This is a genomic window from Pseudomonas sp. AF32 (assembly GCF_022342325.2).
Taxonomy (GTDB): Bacteria; Pseudomonadota; Gammaproteobacteria; order Pseudomonadales; family Pseudomonadaceae; genus Aquipseudomonas; species Aquipseudomonas uvaldensis.
The window spans coordinates 225,982-250,573 of record NZ_RQJK02000006.1 but is presented as its reverse complement, the minus strand read 5'-3'; the positions used below and the strand labels follow the sequence as shown (position 1 = coordinate 250,573).

The window sequence follows — 24,592 nt, the reverse complement described above, 5'->3', positions numbered from 1 at the left end:
TGTCCTGGTCCCGTTCTCTCGGGAAGCATCGCCTTCATCGTTGGAGGCGCTGCCTTATGTCTGTTGGAAGAGGTTATGCAGTGGTTGTGCCAAGTGAGGTAGGCGTGCGGATTTATTGAGGATGAGAGCGCTGATAGGCGTTGCGGGAGGATTTATTGCACCGAATCAAAGCGTGTTGCCCGGTAATGGAGCGCCCGACTGCTAGATGCGAGTTTGGCAGTCATGCCCTCATCGCGAGCAGGCTCGCTCCCACAGGGTCCGGGATGACCGCAAGCCTTATATACACCCCAAATCCACTGTGGGAGCGAGCCTGCTCGCGATGGGCGCGACCGGATCTCAGCTGTGAAATACCATGAACAACAACACCAGATTCACCAACAATGACACCAGCGCCAACGTCCGCCAGACCTTCAGCGGTTCCCTTTCCAGCAACGGCCGTGGCCGCACGCTCAAGCTCCGGCGTTCCCCCTGCTCCAGCAGCAATAGCCATTCTTCGGCCGTTTCAAAACGTTGTGCCGGGTCCGCCGCGACCGCCCGCTCCAGGCTTTGTCCGAGCCAGTCCGGCAGGTCAGGGCGATAGCGGTTGGCACTGACGGGCACGCCGAAGCGTGGTCGTTGAAAGGCCTCGATTTCGCCGTAGGGATAATGACCGGTCAGCAGGAAATACAGGGTCACGCCCACGGCATACAAGTCCTGTTGCGCCGTCGGTGCGCTGCCGCCGAAGGCTTCCGGGGCGATGTAACTGGGGGTGCCCGGCAAGACGTTGGCCTGGTCCTCGGAGAGGCCCGGGCAGTACGCCAGGCCGAAATCCAGCAGGCGCAGTTCCCCATCGTCCCCCAGGTGCAGGTTTTCCGGTTTGATGTCGCGGTGGTAGATCTGCCGTCGATGCAGCAACCCCACCGCCCGGACCAACCGCTGCGCCAGGTCTTGCCATTGAGCCAGGGGCAAGGCGCCGCCCCGGTCGAACAGCTCGGCCAGGGTCATGCCCGGATATTCACGCATCACGTAGTACAAATGCTGGCGCTGGGGAACCCCATGGATTTCCGGAAACTGCCGGCCGGCAACCCGCTTGAGGAACCATTCTTCCGAGAGCAGCGCCTGTCCCGCCCGGGTGTCGTCCCGCAAATGCCCGGGCAGGGTCTTCAGCAACCAGGGCTGGCCCTGGCTGTCATGCACCCGATAGAGCAGCGATTGCTGGCTCTGGCCGAGCAACCCTTCGACCCGCCAGCCCTCGAACATCTGGTCCGGTTTAAGGGCCGGGGGCAGGGGCCATTGCTGCAGTTGGATCAGGGCGTCACCGATACTCGCTTCACCCAGCGCATCGACCCGCACCAGCAGGGCGCTGGCGTTATCCTGGCTGCCGGCCAGGTGCGCCGCGTTGACCAGCGTCTGGGCGGCGAGGTTCAGGTCCGTCTGGTCTCTCAGGATGCCGGCAATGGTTGTGTCACCCAGTACCGCCCAGACGCCGTCGCTGAGCAGGACGAAGGTCTCGTCGGTGCGCAATTCGCCGTCGAGAAAGTCGAGAATCAGGTGTTGATCCAGCCCCAGGGCACGCTTGAGCACGTGCTGCATGCCCTGTTGTTCCCAGACGTGGTCTTCGCTGACGCGTTGCAGGTGGTCGCCGTGCCAACGATAGACCCGGCAATCGCCGACATGGGCCAGGGTGAAGCGCCGGCCCCGCAAGACCAGGGCGCTGACCGTAGTGAGCAGCGGCTGCCCGCCACCGTTGGCCTGTAGCCAGCGGTTCTGTGCCAGCAACAACCGATCGAGCGCCTGGGCCACGCCCCAGGTTTGCGGCGTGGAATAGTAGTCCAGCGCCAGCGCCTGCAACGTCGAGCGGGCGGCCAGTCCGCCATCGGCGCATTGGCTCACGCCGTCGGCGATGGCGAACAGGTATCCCTTGCTCGCGGCCAGCGCCGGGGCCGGCGTGACCAGGCGCAGGGCGTCCTGGTTTTCCTCACGCGGGCCGATGGCACTGGCTTCGGCGAAACTCAGTTGCAGGCTCATGCGTTATTTATACCCGAGCCGCGGTGACGGCTGCCGAACCCCAAGTGGTCCTCCAGCGACGCTTGACGCCGTGCAGGCCGAACCAGGCCAGTACACCGAGGCTGGCGAACAACCACAGCGCCAGTTGATAGCTGCCGGTGCTCTGCTTGATAGCGCCCATGCCTGCCGCCAGTGCGAAGCCACCGATGCCGCCGGCCATGCCGATCAGCCCGGTCATCACACCGATTTCACGACGGAAGCGTTGTGGTACCAGTTGGAACACCGCGCCGTTGCCTGCGCCGAGACCGAGCATGGTGCAGACGAACAGGGCCAGTGCCGCGTAGGAGTTCGGCAGGTTGAAGCCCACCGCTGCGATGCAGACGGCCGCCACGGTGTACATCGCCAGCAAGGTGCGGATGCCGCCGAAACGGTCCGCCAGGGCGCCGCCCAGCGGGCGCATCAGGCTGCCGCCGAAGACGCAGGCCGCGGTGTAGTAGCCGGCGGTCACCGGGCTCAGGCCATATTGGTCGTTGAAGTAGCCGGGCAGGGCGCTGGCCAGGCCGATGAAACCACCAAAGGTCACGCTGTAGAAGAACATGAACCACCAGCTGTCACGGTCGCCCAAGGCCTTGAGGTAGTCGGCCATGGACTTGGCTTTCGGCCGCTCAGGGGCGTTCCTGGCCAGCCAGGCGAACAGGACCAGGGTCAGGCCAAGGGGAATCAGCGCGAAACCGAAGACATTGCTCCAGCCAAACGTGGCCGCCATGACCGGCGCGATCAGCGCGGCCAGTACCGTGCCCGAGTTTCCGGCACCGGCGATGCCCATGGCCTTGCCCTGGTGCTGCGGCGGATACCATTGGGAGGCCAGTGGCAGGGCGACGGCGAACGATGCGCCGGCCACGCCCAGGAACAGCCCCAGCAACAATGCCTGCTCATAACTGTGGATGCCCAGCTTCCAGGCGCAGAACAGCGCGCCGATCACGATCACCTGGCCGACCATACCGGCGGCCTTGGGGGAAATCCGGTCGGCTAGCAGGCCCATGAGCAGGCGCAGTACGGCGCCCGCGAGGATCGGCGTCGCTACCATCAGGCCGCGTTGTTGAGTGGTCAATTGCAGGTCGACGGCAATTTGCACCGCCAGGGGGCCCAGCAGGTACCAGACCATGAAGCTCAGGTCGAAATAGAGAAAGGCCGCGAACAATGTCGGGGTGTGGCCGGATTTCCAGAAGCTTGAGTTCATCGCGCACCTCAGCGGTTAAAGTCTCGGGTAATGAGTCAGTGCTTCGAGGTGGTGCGCCGTCATGGCGACCCACCGACCCCGGACGGTGGGGCCAAAGCAAAAAAACGCCGCAACCCGGATCGCCTGAGGGCAAGCAGGGTGTGCGACGTCTTTGTCGTAGGTGGGCAACCGCCGTTGGTTACCGGTGAGGTTGCCCAAGCGAGAACTGTGCCAACAAGGGAATCGGTGTGATGCCTATCGCGAGCAGGCTCGCTCCCACAGTGGGTCCGGGTATCGCAAATGCTGTGCTCGCCGGAGGAACCCTTGTGGGAGCGGGCTTGCCCGCGAAAGCGGTGGGTCAGTCAATGAAGATGCCGGATGGAAAATCGCCTTCGCGAGCAAGCCCGCTCCCACAGTAGATCGGGGTGCTGTTCACCTCGAACCCTTGTGGGAGCGAGCCTGCTCGCGATGACGCCGGGTCAGACGTCGCGAGGCCGTCAGCCCAACAACTCATTCATGGCAATGATCTGTTCCGCCACCTGAATCAGCTTCTGCTGGCGGCTCATGGCCTGGCGGCGCATGAGGGTGTAGGCCTGTTCCTCGTTGCAGGCTTTCATCTTCATCAGCATGCCCTTGGCCAGTTCGATGCGTTTGCGTTCGGCCAGTTGCTGGTCCCTGGCCAGGAGCTGGGCGCGCAGGGCCTGGTCGCTTTCGAAGCGGGCCATGGCCACGTCGAGGATCGGCTGCAGGCGGGCGGCGTGGATACCTTCGACGATGTAAGCGCTTACGCCGGACTTGATCGCCTGGCGCATCACATCGGGGTCGTGCTCGTCGGTAAACATGACGATCGGTCGTGGCTGGTCGCGACTGACCAGTACCACCTGCTCCATCACATCCCGTCCCGGTGACTCGGTATCGATCAGGATCACGTCCGGACGCACTGTTTCGACGCGTTCCGGCAAATCGATGGTCAATCCGGATTCGTCGATGACGTCGAACCCGGCTTCCGTCAGGGCAGCCTTGAGACGACCGACTTTTTTCGCGGTGTCGTTGATCAGCAGAATACGCAACATGCTCAAGGCTCCTGTCAGCGGCTGGCGAGAAGGGGAGCCGCATCGCTCAAGGCGTGCAGTTTGAAGCAGCGGGCATACCCGGCCGGATCCGAACCGTCCCAAGTGATACCGTCGATCAGCTGGCTGCTGCGCATGTCCTGACGGGGGGAGGCGATACCCAGTGCAGCACTGGCCTGGCGATACAGCGCCAGCTGTTGGACCTCTTGCGCCACGGCCAGATAATCCGGGTCTTCACGTAACAGGCCCCAACGGCGGAACTGGGTCATGAACCACATGCCGTCGGACAGGTACGGCACGTTCACCTCGCCGTCACCGTGGAAACGCATGGCGTGGGGATCCTGCCAGCTATTGCCCAAGCCGTCGGCATAGATGCCGAGCAGGCGGGGCTCGATGCAGTCCAGCGGTGCGTCGAGGTATTCGGGCGCACTCAATAGTTGCGCGGTGCTGCGGCGATTCTCACTGCTCTGTTCGATGAAGCGACTGGCTTCAAGGACCGCCATCACCAACGCCCGTGCGGTATTGGGGTATTGCTCGACAAAAGCGCGGGTGCAGCCCAGGACTTTTTCCGGGTGATCGGGCCAGATGGTCTGCGTGGTCGCCAGGGTGAAGCCCAGGTTCTGTTTTACCGCGCTGGCGCACCAGGGTTCGCCGACGCAGAGGCCATCGATACGGCCGGCTTGCAGATGGGCGATCATTTGCGGCGGTGGAACCACCACGCTGTCCACATCCGACCACGGATGAATACCCTGGGCGGCGAGCCAGTAGTAGAGCCACATCGCATGGGTGCCGGTTGGGAAGGTCTGGGCGAAGGTCAGTTTCGTGCGAGTTTGGTGCACATGGCGTTCCAGTGCCTCAGGACTGGTCACGCCCAGCGCTTGCAGCCCATGGGAGAGGTTGATGCTCTGGCCGTTCTGGTTCAAGCCCATCAGTACGGCCATGTCAGTCGGCGCGACACCGCCGATGCCCAGGTGCACCGCATAGACCAAGCCGTACAGGCTATGGGCCGCATCGATTTCGCCGCTGACCAGCTTGTCCCGCAGGTTGGCCCAGGATGCCTGGCGCTTGAGGTTCAAGGTCAGGCCGTAGGGTTGGGCAAAGCCCTGGGTGGCGGCCACCACCACCGGGGCGCAGTCACTCAAGGCCATGAAGCCAAGATCGATAGCGCTCTTTTCCGGAGCGTCGCTGCCATTGACCCAGGCCAGGGGGTTGGCGGGAATGTCATTCATCGGGCATCACCTTGCACATAAAAAAGCGCCGTACCCGACAACTGCCAGAGCAAGGCCGGAGGACGACGCCGTTGTCCTTTAAATCAGTGTGGCACTCATTCCGTCGTTGGCATGAGCGTCGATGAGCACAAACGGTGCAAGGCATATGCCATCGGCACTGTTTTATGCAGGCGCCTCGCTGAACCGCCGCTGCGCGGCTATAATCCCCGCCTCATTTTGTCGCCCGAGTCAAAATCGCCCATGTACACCCTGGCCCGCGAACTGCTGTTCAAACTCTCCCCGGAAACCTCCCACGATTTGTCCCTGGACCTGATTGGCGCGGGCGGGCGCCTGGGCCTCAATGGGCTGCTGTGCAAGGCACCGGCGAAACTACCGGTGAGTGTGATGGGATTACAGTTTCCCAACCCGGTGGGCCTGGCCGCGGGGCTGGACAAGAACGGTGCAGCCATCGACGGCTTCGCGCAGTTGGGTTTCGGTTTCGTGGAGATCGGCACCGTCACGCCACGGCCGCAGCCGGGTAATCCCAAGCCGCGCCTTTTTCGCTTGCCGCAAGCCGAGGCGATCATCAACCGCATGGGCTTCAACAACCTGGGCGTCGACCATTTGCTGGCCCGTGTTGCCGCCGCCAAGTACAAGGGCGTGCTGGGCATCAACATCGGCAAAAATTTCGACACCGCGGTGGAGCGCGCCGTCGACGATTACCTGATCTGCCTGGACAAGGTCTATGCCCACGCCAGCTACGTCACCGTCAACGTCAGCTCGCCGAATACCCCGGGGCTGCGCAGCCTGCAATTCGGCGATTCCCTCAAGCAGTTGCTGGCGGACCTGGCCCGGCGTCGCGCGGAGCTGGCACTGATTCATGGCAAGCATGTCCCGCTGGCGATCAAGATCGCTCCGGACATGACCGACGAAGAAACCGCGCAAGTGGCCCAGGCCCTGATCGAGACGGGCATGGACGCGGTGATCGCCACCAACACGACGCTGGGTCGCGAAGGCGTCGAAGGGATGGATCACGGTGACGAAGCGGGCGGGTTATCCGGCGCGCCAGTGCGTGACAAGAGCACCCACACCGTGAAGGTGCTGGCCGCCGAGCTGGCCGGGCGCTTGCCGATCATCGCCGCTGGCGGGATTACCGAAGGGCGCCATGCGGCCGAGAAAATCACCGCCGGGGCGAGCCTGGTGCAGATTTATTCGGGCTTTATCTACAAGGGACCGGCGCTGATTCGCGAGTCGGTGGACGCCATCGCGGCGTTGGGCTGATACAGGCATTGCTTGAAGGTTACACAAGCCCTTTGTGGCGAGGGGATTTATCCCCGCTGGGCTGCGAAGCGGCCCCCCTGCAATTGACATGACACAGCGCGGTGGCAGTAGTAAGGGATGCTGCGCATCCCGGCGGGGATAAATCCCCTCGCCACAACAGTGTTCGCAACTTGAGTTTTCTATGCCCAATTAAAAAGGGCTCCTCGAAGGAGCCCCTGGGCCGTAGCCCGCCGTCCGGATGGGACGCGCGTGGTTAAGTCGATGGTCGGATCAAATTGTCGAGTTCTGGAGTATTAAGCCCTGTGTCAGCCGACGGCGTGAAGTTCGTTGAGTCTATGGATACCCGCAGTGCCGGTCATACCGTCCCAGTTGTCGCCGCGTCCTTCTCGCCAGCCATTGATCCAGGCTTGACGTACTGACGGTAGAGTAAAGGGGCAAAGCTCACGGGATTTACCACCAACGCCATATTGGTAACCGCGTAAAAATGCTCTTTCCAACGGATCACGCTTAAGTCTTCTCATAGGGTGTTGCCCTCACTTGTTGACTGTTGCTCGCGTCGACCTCTATCGAGGCCGGGGCAGAATCATTCTGCCGTTGGTGGCTCGTTGCCGGCGTGACGAGCCAAGGTGTTGGCGCCGTTGCGACGTCAACCTGTGTTGAGTTCTAACCAAAGCGTCACATGGATGGAATGATCTTTTTGTCATAAGCACGTAACAATAAAGATGCTAGGGCGATAAGTAACAAGCTGTTCACTGACCGCTTTTGAGCAAGACCCCTGTATGATCGGCCCTGCGCTGAAGGGCGCTGTCTCGGTTCGAATGAGAATGTCCTCCCGCTGCACTCGGATACTATTCGACGAAAGGGACAAGTTTTCACAATTTGTTGCACAGAATTTTTCACCTGCCCCCGCATCTAAGCTCTTTTAACCTGAGCGGCGAGGGCGGAACGGCATACTTTCATGCCACCGGGTGCTCTTGAGAAAAGTACCTGATTGAACCCGACCGGCAATGCGTTGCCCGGTCCACTTGGCCAAAGGCTCTGGAAACTCCCATGTCCGACCGTTTTGAACTCTTCCTCACCTGCCCCAAGGGCCTCGAAGGCCTGCTGCTCGAGGAAGCCACCGGGCTTGGCCTTGAAGAGGCACGCGAGCACACCTCGGCCGTTCGCGGCATGGCCGACATGGAGACGGCGTATCGCCTGTGTCTGTGGTCTCGCCTGGCCAACCGTGTATTGCTGGTCCTCAAGCGCTTTTCGATGAAAAACGCCGACGACCTGTACCACGGCGTACTGGACATCGACTGGCAGGATCACATGTTGGCCGATGGCACCCTGGCGGTGGAGTTCAGCGGGCACGGTTCGGGCATCGATAACACCCACTTCGGCGCCCTGAAGGTCAAGGACGCCATCGTCGACAAGCTGCGTACGCCCTCTGGCGAGCGACCGTCCATCGACAAGCTCAACCCGGATCTGCGCATTCACCTGCGCCTGGATCGCGGCGAAGCGATTCTCTCCCTGGACCTTTCCGGGCATAGCCTGCACCAGCGTGGCTATCGCTTGCAGCAAGGTGCGGCGCCGCTGAAGGAAAACCTCGCCGCGGCCATCCTGATCCGTGCCGGCTGGCCGCGCATTGCCGCCGAAGGCGGGGCTTTGGCCGACCCGATGTGCGGCGTGGGCACGTTCCTGGTGGAGGCGGGCATGATTGCCACCGACATGGCGCCGAACCTGCGTCGCCAGCAATGGGGCTTCACCGCCTGGCTAGGCCATGTGCCAGCGTTGTGGAAGAAACTCCATGAAGAAGCCACCGCTCGCGCTGCTGCCGGGCTGGCCAAACCACCGTTGTGGATTCGCGGCTACGAAGCCGACCCACGGTTGATCCAGCCGGGCCGCAACAACGTCGAGCGTGCGGGCCTGAGCGAGTGGATCAAGATCTACCAGGGTGAAGTCGGCACCTTCGAGCCTCGTCCGGACCAGAACCAGAAGGGCCTGGTCATCTGCAACCCACCCTACGGCGAGCGTCTGGGCGATGAAGCCAGTCTGCTGTATCTCTACCAGAACCTTGGCGAACGCCTGCGCCAGGCCTGCCTGAACTGGGAGGCCGCGGTATTCACCGGCGCGCCGGACCTGGGCAAGCGCATGGGCATTCGTAGCCACAAGCAGTATTCGTTCTGGAACGGCGCCTTACCGTGCAAGCTGCTATTGATCAAGGTGCTGCCGGATCAGTTCGTGACCGGCGAGCGCCGCACCCCGGAACAGCGTCAGGCCGAGCGCGATCTGCAGGATCAGGTACCGGAAGTGCCGCAAGAGCGCCAGTACAACAAGAATGGCAACCCGATCAAACCGGCCCCGGCGCCTGCGGTCGAGCAGGCGCGCCTGAGCGAAGGTGGGCAGATGTTCGCCAATCGCCTGCAAAAAAATCTCAAGCAGCTGGGTAAATGGGCCAAGCGTGAGGGCGTCGATTGCTACCGGGTCTATGACGCCGACATGCCCGAATATTCCATGGCCATCGACCTGTACCACGATTGGGTGCATGTCCAGGAATACGCCGCGCCGAAGTCCATTGACCCGGAAAAGGCCTCGGCCCGTCTGTTCGACGCCCTGGCGGCCATCCCCCAGGCGCTGAACGTCGACAAGAGTCGCGTGGTGATCAAGCGTCGCGAGCGCCAGAGCGGCACCAAGCAGTACGAGCGCCAGAGCGCCCAGGGCAAGTTCACCGAGGTCAACGAAGGGGGCGTGAAGTTGCTGGTCAACCTCACCGACTACCTGGACACCGGACTGTTTCTCGACCACCGTCCGATGCGCCTGCGGATCCAGAAAGAGGCAGCCGGCAAACGCTTTCTCAACCTGTTCTGCTACACCGCGACCGCCACCGTCCACGCCGCCAAGGGGGGCGCCCGCAGCACCACCAGCGTCGACCTGTCGAAAACCTACCTGGACTGGGCACGGCGTAATCTGTCGCTCAATGGTTTTTCCGACAAGAATCGCCTGGAGCAGGGCGATGTGATGGCTTGGCTACAGGACTGTCGCGACGAATACGACCTGATCTTCATCGACCCACCGACCTTTTCCAACTCCAAGCGCATGGAAGGCGTGTTCGACGTACAGCGCGACCACGTCCAGTTGCTGGACCTGGCCATGGCCCGTCTGGCACCGGGTGGTGTGCTGTATTTCTCCAATAATTTCCGCAAGTTCCAGCTCGAAGACAATCTGTGCGAGCGTTACGCGGTGGAGGAAATCACCGCCAGCACCATCGATCCGGATTTTGCCCGCAATGGCAAAATCCATCGCGCCTGGAAAATCATGGCACGTTGAAATATCCCGATTGGATCCACGAAGCCTTGTATTTCAAGGCTTCCAGCCGTTTTTAGGGCTGGTCAAAGTGATGGCTAATAGCTATAACTAAAGCTGTGGTCAGGGCTGTACCCCATGCCTGCCCCTTTTCGAGTTGTCGTTATGGCATTGCATCCGGTACGTCCCAGGATCCTGGGTTTTATCAGCGAAGATGTCTCGGCCTGGCTGGTGGCTTCACTGGTCTTCCTGGCCGGCACTTGCATGACCGGTTTGCTGACCTGGGCGATGACCAATCTGTTCAACCAGCAACTGCGCCAGCGTTTCGAGCTGCAAGCCGAGGAGCGTTTCAGTCGCATCGAGGAGCGGTTCCAGGACCAGGAGCAGCGCCTGGACAGCCTGCGGCGTTTCTTTGCCAATTCCTCGGGGGTGTCCAGCGAGGAGTTTCATGGCTACGCCGAAGCGTTGCTGCACCGGACCCAGGCGTTCGGCTGGGCACCACGCGTGCTTCGGGACGAGCGCCAGACATTCGAGCAGCAGGCTCGCGCCGAAGGGATGGATGGGTTCTCCATCCGTGAGGCGGACGGTCACGGCGGCCTGCGACCCGCTGCCGAGCGGGACGAGTATGTCCCCGTGCTGTACGTCCAGAGCCAGCCGTCCTCCGCCTCGCCAGTGGGCTTCGATCTGCTGTCCCAACCCTTGCGCCGGGCCGCACTCGAAGGGGCGCGTCAGCGCGATGTTCTGGTGGTCTCGCAACCCTTGGATTTGATGGGCACCGATCCGGCCTTCGCCCGTGGGGTCCTGCTGGTTGCACCGGTAAAAAGAGCAGCGTCCCCTGAGCCGTTCGGTTACGTGGTGGCCGCCATCAACATGCGCCGTCTGGTGGGCGATGGGTTGCCGGCGTCCGGCCATGAAAACCTGTCCATGCGTCTCCTGGACCTGTCTACCGACGATCGTGAAGAAGTCTTGTTCGAGTCCGCCGAACCGCCGGGTGAAAACGACTTGTCAGCGATTCGCCTGCTGCGCCTGGGGAACCATGATTACCGGATAGAACTGCGACCCAGCCGGATGTTCCTGGCGGCCAATCATTCCTCGGTGTCGAGCCTGGTGGTGTTGGGTGGCCTGCTCAGTTTCCTGCTCAGCGCCTTGCTCTATGTGCTGGTCAGCCAGCGGCAGCGGGCGCTGACACTGGTGGAGCAACGCACCCGGGAACTGCGGGCCCGGGAGCAGGAATTGCGCGGGACCCATAACCAATTGCGCGGTGTGCTGGATGCCGCGACCCAGGTGGCGATCATCGCCACGGACCTGCGGGGCGTCATCACCACCTTCAACGCCGGCGCCGAACACATGCTGGGCTACCAAAGTCAGGAGGTCTTGCAGAGCATGACCCTGGAGAGCCTGCACGTTCCCCGGGAACTCCAGGCTCGGGCCGCTCAGCTCGCCGCGCGTTTTGGCAAGCCGATCCCCACATGCCACGCGATGCTGCTGGAGGGCAGCGAGCGTGGCGGGCAGCAAGCCCGGGAATGGACCCTGGTGCGTCGTGATGGCAGTCACCTGACCGTCAACATGCTGGCCACGCCGATGCTCGACGATCAGGGGCTGTGGGTCGGGCACCTGGCGATCTGTATCGACATCACCGAGCGCAAGCGTGTCCATGAAGCACTGGCCGCCAGGGACATGTTGCTGAAAAAACTCAGCGCCCACGTTCCCGGCGGTATCTATCAGTTCAAAATGGATTTCAATGGCCGGTTCAGCGTGATTTATGCCAGCGACGGCATCCGCGACATCTACGAGCTGGCACCCGATGTGCTGGTCCAGAACGCGGAGGCGATTTTCTCGCGCATCCATCCGCTGGACGGTGCCCGGGTCCGCGCTTCGATCCGCACTTCGGCCGATACCTTGAGTCCATGGCGTGAGGAGTATCGGGTACAACTGCCGCAACGGGGGTTGCGCTGGGTACGTGGCGAGGCGACGCCCGAACAGCTTCCGGGCGGTGGCGTGCTGTGGCATGGCTACATCTCGGATATCTCTGATCTCAAGCGGGTGGAAGAAGAGCTGCGGGCCTTGTCGGTGACCGATGCGCTGACTGGCATCCGCAACCGGCGTTATTTCCAGGAACGCCTGACGTCGGAGATGACACGAGTCGAACGCGGCCCCGGCAATCTTTCGGTCATCATGCTGGACATCGATCATTTCAAGCGCATCAACGACCAGCACGGTCATGCGGTGGGCGACCGGGTGTTGCAGGCCGTCTGCCAGCGGATTACCCAGCGGTTGCGGCGTACCGATGTGTTCTGTCGATTGGGCGGTGAAGAGTTCGTGGTGCTGTGTCCCGACACTGACGGCGAAAGCGCCTACGCCCTGGCCAGCGGGCTATGGGAAGGTCTGCGCACTGCGCCGATCGACGACGTGGGGGTCGTCACGGCCAGCTTCGGTATCGCCAGTTGGCGCGCCGGAGAGGGGGCGGATGCATTGCTGTTGCGAGCCGACTCATGCGTCTACGCGGCCAAGCAGGCCGGGCGCGATCGGGTGGAGATGCAGTTGGGCTAGTGGAAGCAGATTTGTTTGCACCATGGATCCCTGTGGGAGCGAGCCTGCTCGCGATGACGGCGGCACATCCAACCTCATTGCAAACTGACCCACCGCTATCGCGAGCAGGCTCGCTCCCACATTGATTCTGCCTTGGATCAGAGTACTGAGGCCGTCTGAGGCAGTTTCGGCTGCCGGTACAGGTCCAGCAGCACCTGGTCCAGCACTGACGAAGCGCCCCATGGCTTCGGATCGTTGAGAATCGCCACCACCGCCCAGGTATTGCCATTGACGTCCCGGCTGTAGCCGGCGATGGCCCGCACGGTGTTCAGCGTGCCTGTCTTGACGTGGGCTTCGCCGGCCATGGCGGTGGTCTTGAGGCGTTTGCGCATGGTCCCGTCCGTGCCGACGATGGGCATCGAACTGATGAATTCCGCCGAGTACGGGCTACGCCAGGCCGCTTGCAGCATGGCGGCCATCTCCCGGGCGCTGACCCGTTCGGCGCGGGACAGGCCGGAGCCGTTCTCCATCACCAGGTGCGGCGCGGTGATGCCTTTCTTGGCCAGCCACTGGCGCACCACGCGCTGCGCCGCCTTGGCATCGTCGCCGTCGGCCTCGTTGCGGAACTGCGCGCCCAGGCTCAGGAACAGTTGCTGGGCCATGGTGTTGTTACTGTACTTGTTGATGTCGCGGATGATTTCCGCGAGGTCCGGCGAAAAGGCCCGGGCCAGCACCTTGGCGTTATTTGGCGTCGGCGCCAGGCGATCCTTGCCCTGGATGCTGCCGCCCAGTTCCTTCCAGATCGCCCGTACCGCACCGGCGGTGTAGGTGGCGTGATCGAGCAACGACAAATAGGTCTGGGAACTGCAGCCGTCGCCGAGCTGGCCGCCAACGGTCACCGTCACGCTGCCGTCTGCCTGGGGCACCGGGTTGTAGCGCACGCCGCCGGCGCATTGCTTGGAGTTGACGGCCTTGACCTGGTTTTCGATACGGATACTGGCAATCGGCGGCTCCACCGACACCAGCACCCGGCCACCGTCGTTGCGGGCGACGAAGCGCAGGGCCTTGAGGTTGACCAGCAGGGAGTCGGGCTTGACCAGGAAGGGTTTGTTTTCGTCATTGCCGTCGTCGTTGAACTCGGGCAGTTGCGGCTGGATGAAGAAGCTGCGGTCCAGCACCAGGTCACCGGTAACTTGCTGCACGCCATTGGCTCGCAGGTCGCGCATCAGCAGCCAGAGTTTTTCCATGTTCAGCTTGGGATCGCCGCCGCCCTTGAGGTAAAGATTGCCGTTCAGGATTCCGCCGCTGAGAGTGCCATCGGTATAGAACTCGGTTTTCCACTGGTGATTGGGGCCGAGCATTTCCAGGGCCGCGTAAGTGGTCACCAGTTTCATGGTGGAGGCGGGGTTGACCGAAACGTCGGCGTTATACAGGGTCGGCGTACCGGGGCCGTTGAGTGGCACCAGCACCAGGGACAGGGCATTGTCTTGCAGCTTGCTGGCCTTGAGGGCCTTTTGTACGTTGGGCGACAGGGCGGTGTTGATCGTGGCGGCGCTGGTGGGGACGGGAAGAGCCAGGGGAAGAAGAAGGCTGGCTAGAAGCAGTGGACGAAAAGACTTGATCATTTGAAATAAAACCCTACGGGCGAGGGGAGAAAAAACGAGGACATGAAAATTGAACGTCCTCAACGGTCATGAATGTGTCGGCATTATGCCCCAAGGTGCAGCGGCTTTGCCGAGCCCGAGCCCTTCCAGGCGCTATTTTTTTACCGACGGTAGGCTGGCGCGCCGATCAGACGGGCAATCGGGGCTTCAAACTGGTAAAGTGCCGGCCGTTATTACTGATGAGGATTGTTTCAATGGCGACTAACCGTTCCCGGCGTCTGCGCAAAAAACTTTGCGTGGATGAATTTCAAGAGCTGGGTTTCGAATTGAACCTGGATTTCAAAGAAGATCTGGCCGATGAGGCTATTGACGCTTTCCTCGACGCATTCCTGAAAGAAGCCATGGAAGCCAATGGCCTGGGCTATGTGGGTGGCGACGACTACGGTCTGGTCTGCCTGCAGAAGCGCGGCTCGGTAAGCGAAGAGCAGCGCAAGGCCGTTGAAGCCTGGCTCAAGGCCCGTCCTGAGCTGACCAGCGTCGAAGTCAGCCCGCTGATCGACGTGTGGTATCCGGAAAAGCAGATCAACGCTCAAGCGTGATGGTCTGGAACCGGCGACCCGATGAGGGCGCCGGTTTTTTTGTGCCTGTCTGTTGGGTATCTGTTGTCTCAAGGCTTTTCGTACAGAGCCTAGGGCCGCCATCGCGAGCAGGCTCGCTCCCACAGGATTCACGCCTGCTTGCGATGCTGTCAGTTGCGCCAGTTGAGGATCAGCAGTGTCACCACCCCCGCCACGATTCCCCAGAACGCCGAACCGATGGAAAACAAGGTCAACCCCGACGCCGTGACCATGAAGGTGATCAGCGCCGCTTCCCGTTCCCTGGCTTGGCTCATGGCGATGCTCAAACCGTTGATGATCGATCCGAACAACGCCAGCGCCGCGATGGACAGCACCAGTTCCTTGGGCAGCGCCGCGAACAATGCCGCCAGCGTCGCGCCGAAGACCCCGGCGATACCGTAGAAAACCCCACACCAGACCGCCGCCGTGTAGCGTTTGTTGCGGTCCTCGTGGGCGTGTGGCCCGGTGCAGATCGCTGCGCTGATGGCCGCCAGGTTGATTCCGTGGGAGCCGAAAGGCGCCAGCAGCAAGGAGGCGATGCCGGTGCTGGTGATCAGCGGCGAGGCCGGTACGTGGTAGCCGTCAGCCCGCAGGACGGCGATGCCCGGCATGTTCTGGGAGGTCATGGCCACCACGAACAGGGGGATGCCGATGCTGATGGTGGCCGCCAGGGAAAAGTGCGGCGTGGTCCAGACCGGTGTCGCGACTTCCAGGGCAAAGTCGCTGAAATCCAGCAGGCCCATCAGGCCTGACAGTGCGGTGCCGATCAACAGCGCCGCGAGCACGGCGTAGCGGGGCGACAGGCGCTTGACGATCAGATAGGTGAAGAACATCCCCAGCACCAGGCCGGTGCGATGCTGCGCAGCGACGAAAATCTCGCTGCCGATCTTGAACAGGATCCCGGCCAGCAAAGCCGCCGCCAGCGATGCCGGAATGCGCTTGACCAGCCGTTCGAAGCTGCCGGTCAGGCCGCAGATCGTCACCAGCACGGCGCAGGTGATGTAGGCACCGATGGCTTCGCCATAACTCACGCCGCCCAGGCTGGTGATCAGCAGCGCCGCGCCGGGCGTCGACCAGGCGATGGTGATCGGCGTGCGGTAGCGCAACGACAGCCCGATGGAACACACCGCCATGCCGATGGAAATCGCCCAGATCCAGGATGAAATCTGACCACTGGTCAAGCCGGCGGCCTGGCCGGCCTGGAACATCAACACCAGGGAACTGGTGTAGCCGGTCATCATGGCGATGAATCCGGCGACGATCGCCGAGGGCGAAGTATCGGCCAATGGACGAAGTGGCGCGGTCGTGACTTCGGTCATGGTGGGCGGTGATCCTTGTTGTAGTTTGAGTGGCTGTAGGGCGAGCTTTGCTCCTACAAGTGCCACAGGTGTAGGGTTTAAGCCTAAACTCAACGCAATGGCCGATTGCGATACAGCCATGCCCGCAAACGGCCGTACAGTCGTGTTGCCATCAGAGGTTGTGTACAATCGCCGTGATTTTTACGCGATACTTGCCAGCGACCCGCTGTGCCGTATTACAGTCACGGTCAATTCGCCGCAGTTTTCCCGACTCGAGTGCCCATGAACGAACAGTTGCAACCCCTCAAGAAACAACCGCGAGCAGGCAAAGCCGGCCGCAGCGGAACCCAGGACGATATTGTCTATGCGCATATTTTCGAGGCCATCCTCGAACAGCGCCTGGCGCCCGGCACAAAGTTGAGCGAAGAGGCACTGGGGGAGATTTTCGGGGTCAGCCGCACGATCATCCGTCGTGCGCTGTCACGCCTGGCCCACGAAGGCGTGGTGCTGCTGCGGCCCAATCGCGGCGCCGTCGTTGCCAGCCCGAGTGTCGAAGAAGCTCGCCAGGTGTTCATGGCCCGGCGCCTGGTGGAGCGGGCGATCACTGAACTGGCGGTGCAACATGCAACTGCCGAGCAACTGGCTGAGTTGCGCCAGATGGTCAGCGACGAACGCGACAGCTTTTCCCGTGGCGACCGTGGCGCCGGTATCCGCCTGTCGGGCGAGTTCCACCTCAAGCTGGCCGAAGCGGCGAAGAACGCCCCGCTGATCAGCTTCCAGCGCAGCCTGGTGTCCCAGACTTCGCTGATCATCGCCCAGTACGAAAGCGGCAACCGTTCCCACTGCTCCTACGACGAACACACCCAGTTGATCGACGCCATCGAAGCCCGGGACGCCACCCTGGCGGTGGACCTGATGATGCACCACATGGATCACATCGACAGCAAGCTCAACCTCGACGAGGAAGGCGCTTCCGATGACTTGCATGCGGTGTTCTCGCATTTGATGCAGAGCAAGAAGCCGGGGCGGTCGACGGCCAAGCTCTGAGTGAATCAGTGAGACTGTGTTGTCTTCATCGCGAGCAGGCTCGCTCCCACAGTGGATAGGTGTCGTACACAAAACTCCTGTGGGAGCGAGCCTGCTCGCGATAGCCATCCGGCAGGCAACAAAAATCTACCGCTGATGCACCAACCGGCCGGCCGCATAAGTCTGCGCCACCGTCCGGTCATCCCCCAACGTCATCAACACGAACAACCGCTCGGCAATGTCCTTGGCCTGCTTGAGCCGATAGCTCAGCAGCGGCGTGGCGTGGTAGTCCAGCACCAGGAAGTCGGCGTCGGTGCCCGGCTGCAAGGTGCCGATCCTGTCTTCCAGGCGCAGGGCCCGGGCGCCGCCCAGGGTGGCCAGGTACAAGGATTTGAACGGGCTCAGCCGCGCACCTTGCAATTGCATCACTTTGTAGGCTTCGTTCAAGGTGTGTAGCAACGAAAAACTGGTGCCGGCGCCGACATCGGTGCCCAGCCCCACATTCACTTTGTGCTTCTCCGCCATCGGCAGGTTGAACAGGCCGCTGCCCAGGAAAAAGTTTGAGGTCGGGCAGAACGCGATGGCCGAACCGGTTTCGGCCAGGCGCGCGCATTCATCGTCACACAGATGCACGCCATGGGCGAACACTGAGCGCTCGCCGAGCAGTTGGTAATGGTCGTAAACGTCCAGATAGCCTTTGCGCTCGGGGAACAATTCCTTGACCCACTGCACTTCCTGAAGGTTTTCGCTGATGTGGGTCTGCATGTACAGGTCCGGGTATTCCTGCAGCAGTTGACCGGCCAGGGTCAGTTGCTCCGGGGTGCTGGTCGGCGCGAAGCGCGGGGTGACGGCGTAATGCAGGCGACCCTTGCCGTGCCAGCGCTCGATCAGCGCCTTGCTCTCGATATAGCTGGATTCGGTCGTGTCGGTCAGGTAATCCGGGGCGTTGCGGTCCATCATTACCTTGCCGGCGATCATCCGCAGGTCGAGTTTATCGGCCACTTCAAAAAACGCATTCACCGATTGCGGATGCACGCTGCCGAACACCAGGGCGGTGGTGGTGCCGTTGCGCAGCAGCTCCTTGATGAAGATATCGGCCACGGCGTCGGCGTGAGCCTGGTCGGCGAACTGGCTTTCACAGGGGAAGGTGTAGGTGTTGAGCCAATCCAGCAGTTGTTCGCCGTAAGCCCCCACCATGCCGGTCTGGGGCAGGTGGATGTGGGTGTCGATGAAGCCGGGCGTGATCAGTGCGTCCGGGTAATGGACTATTTCAATGTCCGCCGCCAGGGTCGGCAACAGGTCACGGGCGTGGCCGATGGCGCTGATCCGGCCGTTTTCCACCACCAGCAAACCGTCCTCGAAATATTCATAGGACGCTTCGAGACCGACGTCGGCCGGGTCGGCGAGGCTGTGAAGCAGGGCGGCGCGGTAGGCTTTGCGTGTCAGGGGCATGAGCTTGTCTCAATTGAGGTGTCAACGCTGGCTGCGGCGTGAAGCCGGCAGCAGCTTGGCGATGGGTTCGGCGCGTGAGGTGTGCTGGCCAAAATCCGCGTTATAGGTGGCGATGATCTCGCCGGCGATGGAGATAGCGATTTCAACGGGCAACTTGCCTTTGACCTCGCCGATGCCCATCGGGCAGCGCATGCGCTGCAAGGTGCTGCTGTCGAAGCCGCGGTCGCGCAGGCGGTGTTCGAACTTGACCCGCTTGGTCTTCGAGCCGATCAGGCCGAAGTAGGCGAAGTCGTTGCGTTTGAGGATGGCGGCGCTCAACTCCAGGTCCAACTGGTGGTTATGAGTCATGACGATGCAGTAACTGCCAGGGGGCAGTTCGTCGACTTCATCCAACGGGTCTTCAGTGACGATCCTGTGCACGCCGTGGGGCAGGTGCTCGGGGAATTCCGCTTCCCGCGAATCGATCCAGCGCACCCGGCACGGCAGGCTCGCCAACAGCGGCACCAGCGCCCGGCCGACATGACCGGCGCCGAACACCGCAATCTGTGCCTGCACCTGACCCATGGGTTCGAACAGCAACACCGTGACGCCGCCGCAACACTGGCCCAGGCTGGCACCGAGGCTGAAGCGCTCCAGATGCGTGTTTTGCTGGCCGCTGGCGAGCATCTGTCGGGCGATCTCCATGGCCTTGTATTCCAGATGTCCGCCACCGATGGTGTCGAACGCCTGGCTGGCGCTGATGACCATTTTTGAACCGGCATTGCGCGGCGTGGAGCCGAGCTCTTCGATGATCGTCACCAGCACGCAGGGTTCGCCGCGCGTTTGCAGGTCGGCGAGGGCGCTGATCCAGTTGTACATGTTTACCTCGACATCTCGGGTTGTTCGTTCTGGCGTCTTCGCGAGCAAGCCCGCTCCCACATGGATCGCGTTCCCCTGTGGGAGCGGGCTTGCTCGCGAAGGCCGCGCCGCGGTCTAGAGTGAAGCCACTTCCGTCTCAGGTCCCACATGGGTCGCGTTCCCCTGTGGGAGCGGGCTTGCTCGCGAAGGCCGCGCCGCGGTCTAGAGTGAAGCCACTTCCGTCTCAGGCCCCACATGGGTCGCGTTCCCCTGTGGGAGCGGGCTTGCTCGCGAAGGCCGCGCCGGGGTCTAGAGCGAAGCCACTTCCGTCTCAGGCTTCACAGCCGTGACCGCCTTCAATCCCCGCATCTGCTCGCACCCCCACAGCACTCGCTCCGGCGTCGCCGGGGCGTCGATTTTCGGCTGGTGCCGGTAATCCCCCAGGCTCGCCACGGCGTCCTTGATGGCACACCATGCGGCGATGCCGAGCATGAACGGCGGTTCGCCCACGGCCTTGGAATGGAACACGGTGTCTTCCGGGTTCTTGCGGTTTTCCACCAGCCGGACCCGCAGGTCCAGGGGCATGTCCGCCACGGCGGGGATCTTGTAGCTGGCCGGACCGTTGGTCATCAGCTTGCCCTTGTCGTTCCACACCAGCTCTTCCATGGTCAGCCAGCCCATGCCCTGGATGAAGCCGCCCTCGACCTGGCCGATGTCGATGGCCGGGCTCAGCGAGGCGCCGACGTCATGGAGAATGTCGGTGCGCAGCATCTTGTACTCGCCGGTCAAGGTGTCGACGATCACCTCGGCGCAGGCTGCCCCGAAGGCGTAGTAGTAGAACGGCCGGCCACGGGCCTGGCTGCGGTCGTAGTAGATTTTCGGGGTCTTGTAGAAGCCGGTGCTGGACAGCGAGACCTGGGCGAAATACGCCTGCTGTACCAAGGCCTCAAAGGTCAGGATGTGATCGCGTACCCGCACATGGCCGTTATGAAACACCACGTCTTCTTCGCTGACCTTGTACTGCCGCGCCGCGAACTCCACCAGGCGCCGCTTGATGGTTTCGGCGGCATTCTGCGCGGCCTTGCCGTTCAGGTCGGCACCGCTGGAAGCGGCGGTGGGCGAGGTGTTCGGCACCTTGTCGGTGTTGGTCGCGGTGATCTGCACCCGGTCCATTTCCACCTGGAACACCTCGGCCACCACTTGCGCGACCTTGGTGTTCAGGCCCTGGCCCATTTCGGTGCCGCCATGGTTCAAATGAATGCTGCCGTCGGTGTAGACGTGGATCAAGGCACCGGCCTGGTTGAGAAAGCTGGCGGTGAACGAAATGCCGAATTTCACCGGCGTCAGCGCCAGGCCTTTCTTCAGGATCGGGCTATTGGCGTTGTAGCGACGGATCGCTTCGCGGCGTTCGGCGTACTGGCTGCTTTCTTCCAGCTCGGCGGTCATTTCTTCGAGCATGTTGTGCTCGACGGTCTGGTAATAATGGGTGACGTTGCGCTCGGTCTTGCCGTAATAGTTGGCCTTGCGCACGGCCAGCGGATCGAGCCCCAGGTGCCGGGCGATGGCATCCATGATTTCCTCGATGGCGACCATGCCCTGGGGCCCGCCGAAGCCACGATAGGCGGTGTTCGAGGCGATATTGGTCTTGCAGCGATGGCCATTGATGGTCGCATCGCCCAGGTAATAGGCGTTATCGGCGTGAAACATCGCCCGGTCGACAATCGAAGCCGACAGGTCCGGCGAGCAGCCGCAGTTGCCAGCCAGTTCCAGGGCGATGCCCTGTAGGCGTCCGGTGCTGTCGAAGCCAACGTCGTATTCGATGTAGAAGGGGTGGCGCTTGCCGGTCATCAGCATGTCTTCGACCCGGGGCAGGCGCATCTTGGTCGGTTGGCCGGTCAGGTGGGCGATCACCGCGCACAGGCACGCCGGGCTGGCAGCCTGGGTTTCCTTGCCGCCAAAGCCGCCGCCCATGCGGCGCATGTCCACCACGACCTTGTTCATCGACACGCCTAGCACTTCGGCCACCAGCTTCTGCACTTCGGTGGGGTTCTGGGTCGAGCAATAGACGAGCATCCCGCCGTCTTCGGTAGGCATGACCGAGGAAATCTGGGTTTCCAGGTAAAAATGCTCCTGGCCGCCGATGTGCAGCGAGCCCTGGATGCGATGCTCGGCGTTCGCCAGCGCTGTGGCCGAGTCACCGCGCTGATGGGTGTGGCTGTCGAGCACGAAGTGACGCTTGCGCAGGGCTTCGACCACATCCAGTACCGGCTCCAGGTCTTCGTACTCGACGATGGCTGCCATCGCGGCCTTGCGAGCGGTTTCCAGGTCTTTGGCAGCGACGGCCAGCACCGGTTGGCCGACGAACTGTACGTCATCAATGGCCAGCAGCGGATCGCCGGGCAGTAACGGACCGATGTCCTTCAGGCCCGGGATATCGGCATGGGTGATGGCGATGCGCACGCCTTCGAAGGCGTAGCAGGGCGTGGTATCGATGCGCAGGATCCGCGCGTGGGCGCGGTCCGACAACCGGGCATAGACGTGCAATTGGTTGGGGAATTCCAGGCGGTCATCGATGTACTGCGCTTCGCCCGATACATGCTTGGCGGCGCTGTCATGCTTGACGCTGCGGCCCACGCCGGTGGTCAGGTCGCGGGCGAACAGTTCGGCCAGTTCGGCTTGGGTCTTTTCTGCGACGTGATGGTTAGACATAAGCGGTCACCCGGGTCTCGATGTGCGGCGTTTGCAATTCGATGAAGTATTTGCGCAGCAGGTTGCGGGCGCTGAGCAGGCGATATTCCTTACTGGCGCGAAAGTCCGACAGCGGTGTGAAGTCCTCGCCGAGGGCGGTGCAGGCACGTTCGACGGTGCTTTCGTTCCACGGGGCACCGATCAGGGCCGCCTCGCAATGGGTGGCGCGCTTGGGCGTCGCGGCCATGCCGCCGAAGGCCACGCGGGCGTCGCGGACCACACCTTTGTCGATCCGCAGGTTGAACGCGGCGCATACGGCGGAAATGTCATCGTCCAGGCGCTTGGACACTTTATAGGCACGGAAGGCCTGCTCGGCGCTGGCGCGGGGCACGACGATCTTCTCGATGAATTCGCTTTCCTGGCGGGCGGTGACCCGGTATTCGATGAAGTAGTCCTCCAGCGCCAGGGTGCGGCGGACCTGGCCCTTGCACAGCACGATCTGCGCGCCGAGGGCAATCAACAGGGGCGGGGAGTCGCCAATCGGCGAGGCGTTGCCGATGTTGCCGCCCAGGGTGCCCTGGTTGCGGATCTGCAACGAAGCGAAGCGCTGCAGCAGTTCACCGAAGTCCGGGTATTCGGCTTTAAGAACCTCATAGCAATCCGATAGCGCAGTGGCGGCACCGATCTCCAGACGGTCGTCGAACCGCTCGATGCGTTTGAGTTCGGCGACATTGCCTACGTAGATCATCACCGGCAGGGTGCGGTGGAACTGGGTGACCTCCAGGGCCAGGTCGGTGCCGCCGGCCAGTAGCCGCGCCTGCGGATAGGCGTCGTAGAGGTCGGCCAGGTCGGCCACGGTCAGCGGCACCAGGCAGCGTTTGTCGCCGCTGTTGAGCTCGCCGGTCTCCTTCGGTGCGATGGCTTTGAGGCGGGCGATGGTTTCGGCCTCGCGAGCATCGAACTGGTCCGGTTGCCTGCCGCAGCAGGCCTGGTCGGCGGCGGCCAGGATCGGCCGGTAGCCCGTGCAACGACACAGATTGCCGGCCAGGGCCTCATGGGCTTGGTGGGGGTCGGCGTGCTCGCTGTTCTTTTGCAAGGCAAACAGCGACATCACAAAACCGGGGGTACAGAAGCCGCATTGGGAGCCATGGCAATCGACCATGGCCTGCTGGACGCTGTGCAATCGGCCTTGATGCTTGAGGTCTTCGACCGTGATCAGTTGCTTGCCGTGCAGGGACGAGACGAAGGTCAGGCACGCATTGAGGCTGCGGTAGCGGATGCGCTCCTGGCCATTTTCGTCCGTGTCCAATTCGCCGGTCACCACGGTACAGGCACCGCAGTCGCCGCTGGCGCAGCCTTCTTTGGTGCCGGACTTGCCGACATGCTCACGCAGGTAATTGAGCACCGTCAGGTTCGGGTCCAGGGTGTGCTCGCTTCGGAGTTCCTGGTTGAGTAAAAACTGGATCACGGAAGGCCTCGCAGATTCATTATTGTTGTATCGACGTGGGATGAATTTATCAGTTCTGACTTTTCGGTCAATTAATTTTTGACTTACAGGTCAGGAAAATGCCTTTTGTCGATCAACACGCTATATCCTTCAGTTAAGCGCAAAACCCTGTGGGAGCGGGCTTGCTCGCGAAGGCGGTGGTGCTGCCGAAAGAATTTCCTGCGGATAAACGGGCCTCTTCGCGAGCAAGCCCGCTCCCACAAGGTCTTTGGCAGTGAAATTTGCTTATATCGTGCCAAAAACCCGGTGCAGGCCCTGCGCCATGACGTATCGAGTGCGCTACACTGCGCCGCTTGTGCAAATCGAAGAGTTTGAAGGACAACCATGACGTTCAAGGCCCCGGACAGCCTCGCCGAGCAAATCGCCCATCACCTCGCCGAGCGCATCATTCGCGGCGAGATGAAGCCGGGAGAGCGCATCCAGGAACAGAAAGTGACCCTGGCGCTCAATGTCAGCCGTGGTTCGGTCCGCGAGGCCCTGTTGATCCTGGAACGACGCCACCTGATCGCGATCCTGCCGCGCCGTGGCGCCCACGTCACTGAACTCACCGAACACAATGTGCGCAGCCTCTGCACGATGATGAGCGAGCTGTACATCCTGCTGGGCAATGCCGTGGCCCATGGCTGGCGAGAATCGGCCGACATGGCGCCGTTCCTCGAGATCCAGCAACGTCTCAAGGACGCCTACGCTCGCCAGGACATCCGTACCTTCGTCGATGAAAGCTTCAGCGTAATGCGTGCTGCCTATCCGTTCGCCAATAACCCGTACTTGCAGGAGACCGTCGAGAACCTGCAGCCGGCCATGAGCCGTGCGTATTTCCTGGCCCTGGAGCAACGCAAGGCGGAAATGAACGAGTACCTCGATCTGTTCGAGCGTCTGCTGGCCGCCGTGCTGGCCCGTGATCTGCCGCAGATTCGTATCGTGCTGACGGCCTACGCCCAGCGCAGTTGCGATCTGGTGGTTTCTGCCCTGACGGCGGCCTGAA

At 62.1% G+C, this 24,592-nt stretch carries 17 protein-coding genes; 6 read left to right on the top strand and 11 right to left on the bottom strand.

The genetic code is table 11. The features are described from left to right. Positions 1-336 precede the first annotated feature (336 nt). From EGM97_RS08540 to EGM97_RS08525, 4 genes are all read right to left on the bottom strand, one after another. Positions 337-2,007, bottom strand: a complete 1,671-nt coding sequence (locus EGM97_RS08540) for a bifunctional protein-serine/threonine kinase/phosphatase (protein WP_238965231.1) — start codon at positions 2,005-2,007, stop codon at positions 337-339. Positions 2,008-2,014: 7 nt separating this feature from the next. Then, positions 2,015-3,226: a nitrate/nitrite transporter gene (locus EGM97_RS08535; RefSeq protein ID WP_238965230.1), complete on the bottom strand. Its 1,212-nt coding sequence runs from the start codon at positions 3,224-3,226 to the stop codon at positions 2,015-2,017. Positions 3,227-3,702: 476 nt separating this feature from the next. Next, the gene (locus EGM97_RS08530) at positions 3,703-4,278 is read right to left on the bottom strand and encodes an ANTAR domain-containing response regulator (protein WP_053153356.1); all 576 of its coding nucleotides are present in this window, start codon (positions 4,276-4,278) and stop codon (positions 3,703-3,705) included. Positions 4,279-4,292: 14 nt separating this feature from the next. Next, positions 4,293-5,504, bottom strand: a complete 1,212-nt coding sequence (locus EGM97_RS08525; RefSeq protein ID WP_238965229.1) for a CmpA/NrtA family ABC transporter substrate-binding protein — start codon at positions 5,502-5,504, stop codon at positions 4,293-4,295. Positions 5,505-5,744: 240 nt separating this feature from the next. Here EGM97_RS08525 and EGM97_RS08520 point away from each other — a divergent pair, with 240 nt between their 5' ends. Further along, on the top strand, positions 5,745-6,764 hold the full coding sequence (locus EGM97_RS08520) for a quinone-dependent dihydroorotate dehydrogenase (protein WP_238965228.1): 1,020 nt from the start codon (positions 5,745-5,747) through the stop codon (positions 6,762-6,764). A 305-nt stretch (positions 6,765-7,069) separates the two neighbouring features. Here the strand turns inward: EGM97_RS08520 and rmf are convergent, their stop codons facing one another. Then, positions 7,070-7,285 carry a ribosome modulation factor gene (gene rmf, locus EGM97_RS08515; protein ID WP_003223300.1) on the bottom strand — a complete coding sequence of 72 codons (216 nt, stop codon included), beginning with the start codon at positions 7,283-7,285 and terminating at the stop codon, positions 7,070-7,072. A 529-nt stretch (positions 7,286-7,814) separates the two neighbouring features. Here rmf and rlmKL point away from each other — a divergent pair. After that, entirely contained in the window at positions 7,815-10,073 is a 2,259-nt protein-coding gene (rlmKL, locus tag EGM97_RS08510; RefSeq protein WP_238965227.1) for a bifunctional 23S rRNA (guanine(2069)-N(7))-methyltransferase RlmK/23S rRNA (guanine(2445)-N(2))-methyltransferase RlmL, read from the top strand. A 141-nt stretch (positions 10,074-10,214) separates the two neighbouring features. Continuing rightward, on the top strand, positions 10,215-12,599 hold the full coding sequence (locus tag EGM97_RS08505) for a sensor domain-containing diguanylate cyclase (protein ID WP_238965226.1): 2,385 nt from the start codon (positions 10,215-10,217) through the stop codon (positions 12,597-12,599). Positions 12,600-12,736: 137 nt separating this feature from the next. On the opposite strand, the gene dacB is transcribed toward EGM97_RS08505, so the two are convergent. Further along, complete coding sequence (dacB, locus tag EGM97_RS08500) at positions 12,737-14,203, bottom strand: D-alanyl-D-alanine carboxypeptidase/D-alanyl-D-alanine endopeptidase (RefSeq protein WP_238965225.1); 1,467 nt, start codon at positions 14,201-14,203, stop codon at positions 12,737-12,739. A 233-nt stretch (positions 14,204-14,436) separates the two neighbouring features. Between dacB and EGM97_RS08495 the strand changes: the two genes are divergently transcribed. Then, on the top strand, positions 14,437-14,781 hold the full coding sequence (locus EGM97_RS08495) for a YggL family protein (protein ID WP_238965224.1): 345 nt from the start codon (positions 14,437-14,439) through the stop codon (positions 14,779-14,781). A 149-nt stretch (positions 14,782-14,930) separates the two neighbouring features. Here EGM97_RS08495 and EGM97_RS08490 read toward each other — a convergent pair whose 3' ends face one another. Next, positions 14,931-16,118, bottom strand: coding sequence for a benzoate/H(+) symporter BenE family transporter (locus tag EGM97_RS08490; RefSeq protein ID WP_238965223.1), 1,188 nt, complete (start codon positions 16,116-16,118; stop codon positions 14,931-14,933). Positions 16,119-16,379: 261 nt separating this feature from the next. On the opposite strand from EGM97_RS08490, the gene EGM97_RS08485 reads away from it, so the two are divergent. Then, the gene (locus EGM97_RS08485; RefSeq protein WP_053153273.1) at positions 16,380-17,144 is read left to right on the top strand and encodes a GntR family transcriptional regulator; all 765 of its coding nucleotides are present in this window, start codon (positions 16,380-16,382) and stop codon (positions 17,142-17,144) included. Between the two features lie 126 nt (positions 17,145-17,270). Here the strand turns inward: EGM97_RS08485 and guaD are convergent, their stop codons facing one another. From guaD to xdhA, 4 genes are all read right to left on the bottom strand, one after another. Further along, positions 17,271-18,575 (bottom strand): guanine deaminase, encoded by a 1,305-nt coding sequence (gene guaD / locus EGM97_RS08480; RefSeq protein WP_238965222.1) that lies wholly within the window; start codon positions 18,573-18,575, stop codon positions 17,271-17,273. A 21-nt stretch (positions 18,576-18,596) separates the two neighbouring features. Then, the gene (xdhC, locus tag EGM97_RS08475; protein ID WP_238965221.1) at positions 18,597-19,433 is read right to left on the bottom strand and encodes a xanthine dehydrogenase accessory protein XdhC; all 837 of its coding nucleotides are present in this window, start codon (positions 19,431-19,433) and stop codon (positions 18,597-18,599) included. A gap of 288 nt (positions 19,434-19,721) precedes the next feature. Next, positions 19,722-22,121, bottom strand: coding sequence for a xanthine dehydrogenase molybdopterin binding subunit (gene xdhB / locus EGM97_RS08470; protein WP_238965220.1), 2,400 nt, complete (start codon positions 22,119-22,121; stop codon positions 19,722-19,724). Further along, complete coding sequence (gene xdhA, locus EGM97_RS08465; RefSeq protein ID WP_238965219.1) at positions 22,114-23,568, bottom strand: xanthine dehydrogenase small subunit; 1,455 nt, start codon at positions 23,566-23,568, stop codon at positions 22,114-22,116. The genes xdhB and xdhA overlap by 8 nt, the downstream gene beginning before the upstream one ends. A 363-nt stretch (positions 23,569-23,931) precedes the next feature. On the opposite strand from xdhA, the gene EGM97_RS08460 reads away from it, so the two are divergent. After that, positions 23,932-24,591: a GntR family transcriptional regulator gene (locus EGM97_RS08460; RefSeq protein WP_238965218.1), complete on the top strand. Its 660-nt coding sequence runs from the start codon at positions 23,932-23,934 to the stop codon at positions 24,589-24,591. Position 24,592: the final 1 nt, after the last annotated feature.

What these genes read in the sequence shown, in the direction of transcription:
- EGM97_RS08540 (WP_238965231.1), bottom strand. Translation starts at nt 2,007, where the DNA reads ATGAGCCTGCAACTGAGTTTCGCCGAAGCCAGTGCCATCGGCCCGCGT.
- EGM97_RS08535 (WP_238965230.1), bottom strand. Translation starts at nt 3,226, where the DNA reads ATGAACTCAAGCTTCTGGAAATCCGGCCACACCCCGACATTGTTCGCG.
- EGM97_RS08530 (WP_053153356.1), bottom strand. Translation starts at nt 4,278, where the DNA reads ATGTTGCGTATTCTGCTGATCAACGACACCGCGAAAAAAGTCGGTCGT.
- EGM97_RS08525 (WP_238965229.1), bottom strand. Translation starts at nt 5,504, where the DNA reads ATGAATGACATTCCCGCCAACCCCCTGGCCTGGGTCAATGGCAGCGAC.
- EGM97_RS08520 (WP_238965228.1), top strand. Translation starts at nt 5,745, where the DNA reads ATGTACACCCTGGCCCGCGAACTGCTGTTCAAACTCTCCCCGGAAACC.
- rmf (WP_003223300.1), bottom strand. Translation starts at nt 7,285, where the DNA reads ATGAGAAGACTTAAGCGTGATCCGTTGGAAAGAGCATTTTTACGCGGT.
- rlmKL (WP_238965227.1), top strand. Translation starts at nt 7,815, where the DNA reads ATGTCCGACCGTTTTGAACTCTTCCTCACCTGCCCCAAGGGCCTCGAA.
- EGM97_RS08505 (WP_238965226.1), top strand. Translation starts at nt 10,215, where the DNA reads ATGGCATTGCATCCGGTACGTCCCAGGATCCTGGGTTTTATCAGCGAA.
- dacB (WP_238965225.1), bottom strand. Translation starts at nt 14,203, where the DNA reads ATGATCAAGTCTTTTCGTCCACTGCTTCTAGCCAGCCTTCTTCTTCCC.
- EGM97_RS08495 (WP_238965224.1), top strand. Translation starts at nt 14,437, where the DNA reads ATGGCGACTAACCGTTCCCGGCGTCTGCGCAAAAAACTTTGCGTGGAT.
- EGM97_RS08490 (WP_238965223.1), bottom strand. Translation starts at nt 16,118, where the DNA reads ATGACCGAAGTCACGACCGCGCCACTTCGTCCATTGGCCGATACTTCG.
- EGM97_RS08485 (WP_053153273.1), top strand. Translation starts at nt 16,380, where the DNA reads ATGAACGAACAGTTGCAACCCCTCAAGAAACAACCGCGAGCAGGCAAA.
- guaD (WP_238965222.1), bottom strand. Translation starts at nt 18,575, where the DNA reads ATGCCCCTGACACGCAAAGCCTACCGCGCCGCCCTGCTTCACAGCCTC.
- xdhC (WP_238965221.1), bottom strand. Translation starts at nt 19,433, where the DNA reads ATGTACAACTGGATCAGCGCCCTCGCCGACCTGCAAACGCGCGGCGAA.
- xdhB (WP_238965220.1), bottom strand. Translation starts at nt 22,121, where the DNA reads ATGTCTAACCATCACGTCGCAGAAAAGACCCAAGCCGAACTGGCCGAA.
- EGM97_RS08460 (WP_238965218.1), top strand. Translation starts at nt 23,932, where the DNA reads ATGACGTTCAAGGCCCCGGACAGCCTCGCCGAGCAAATCGCCCATCAC.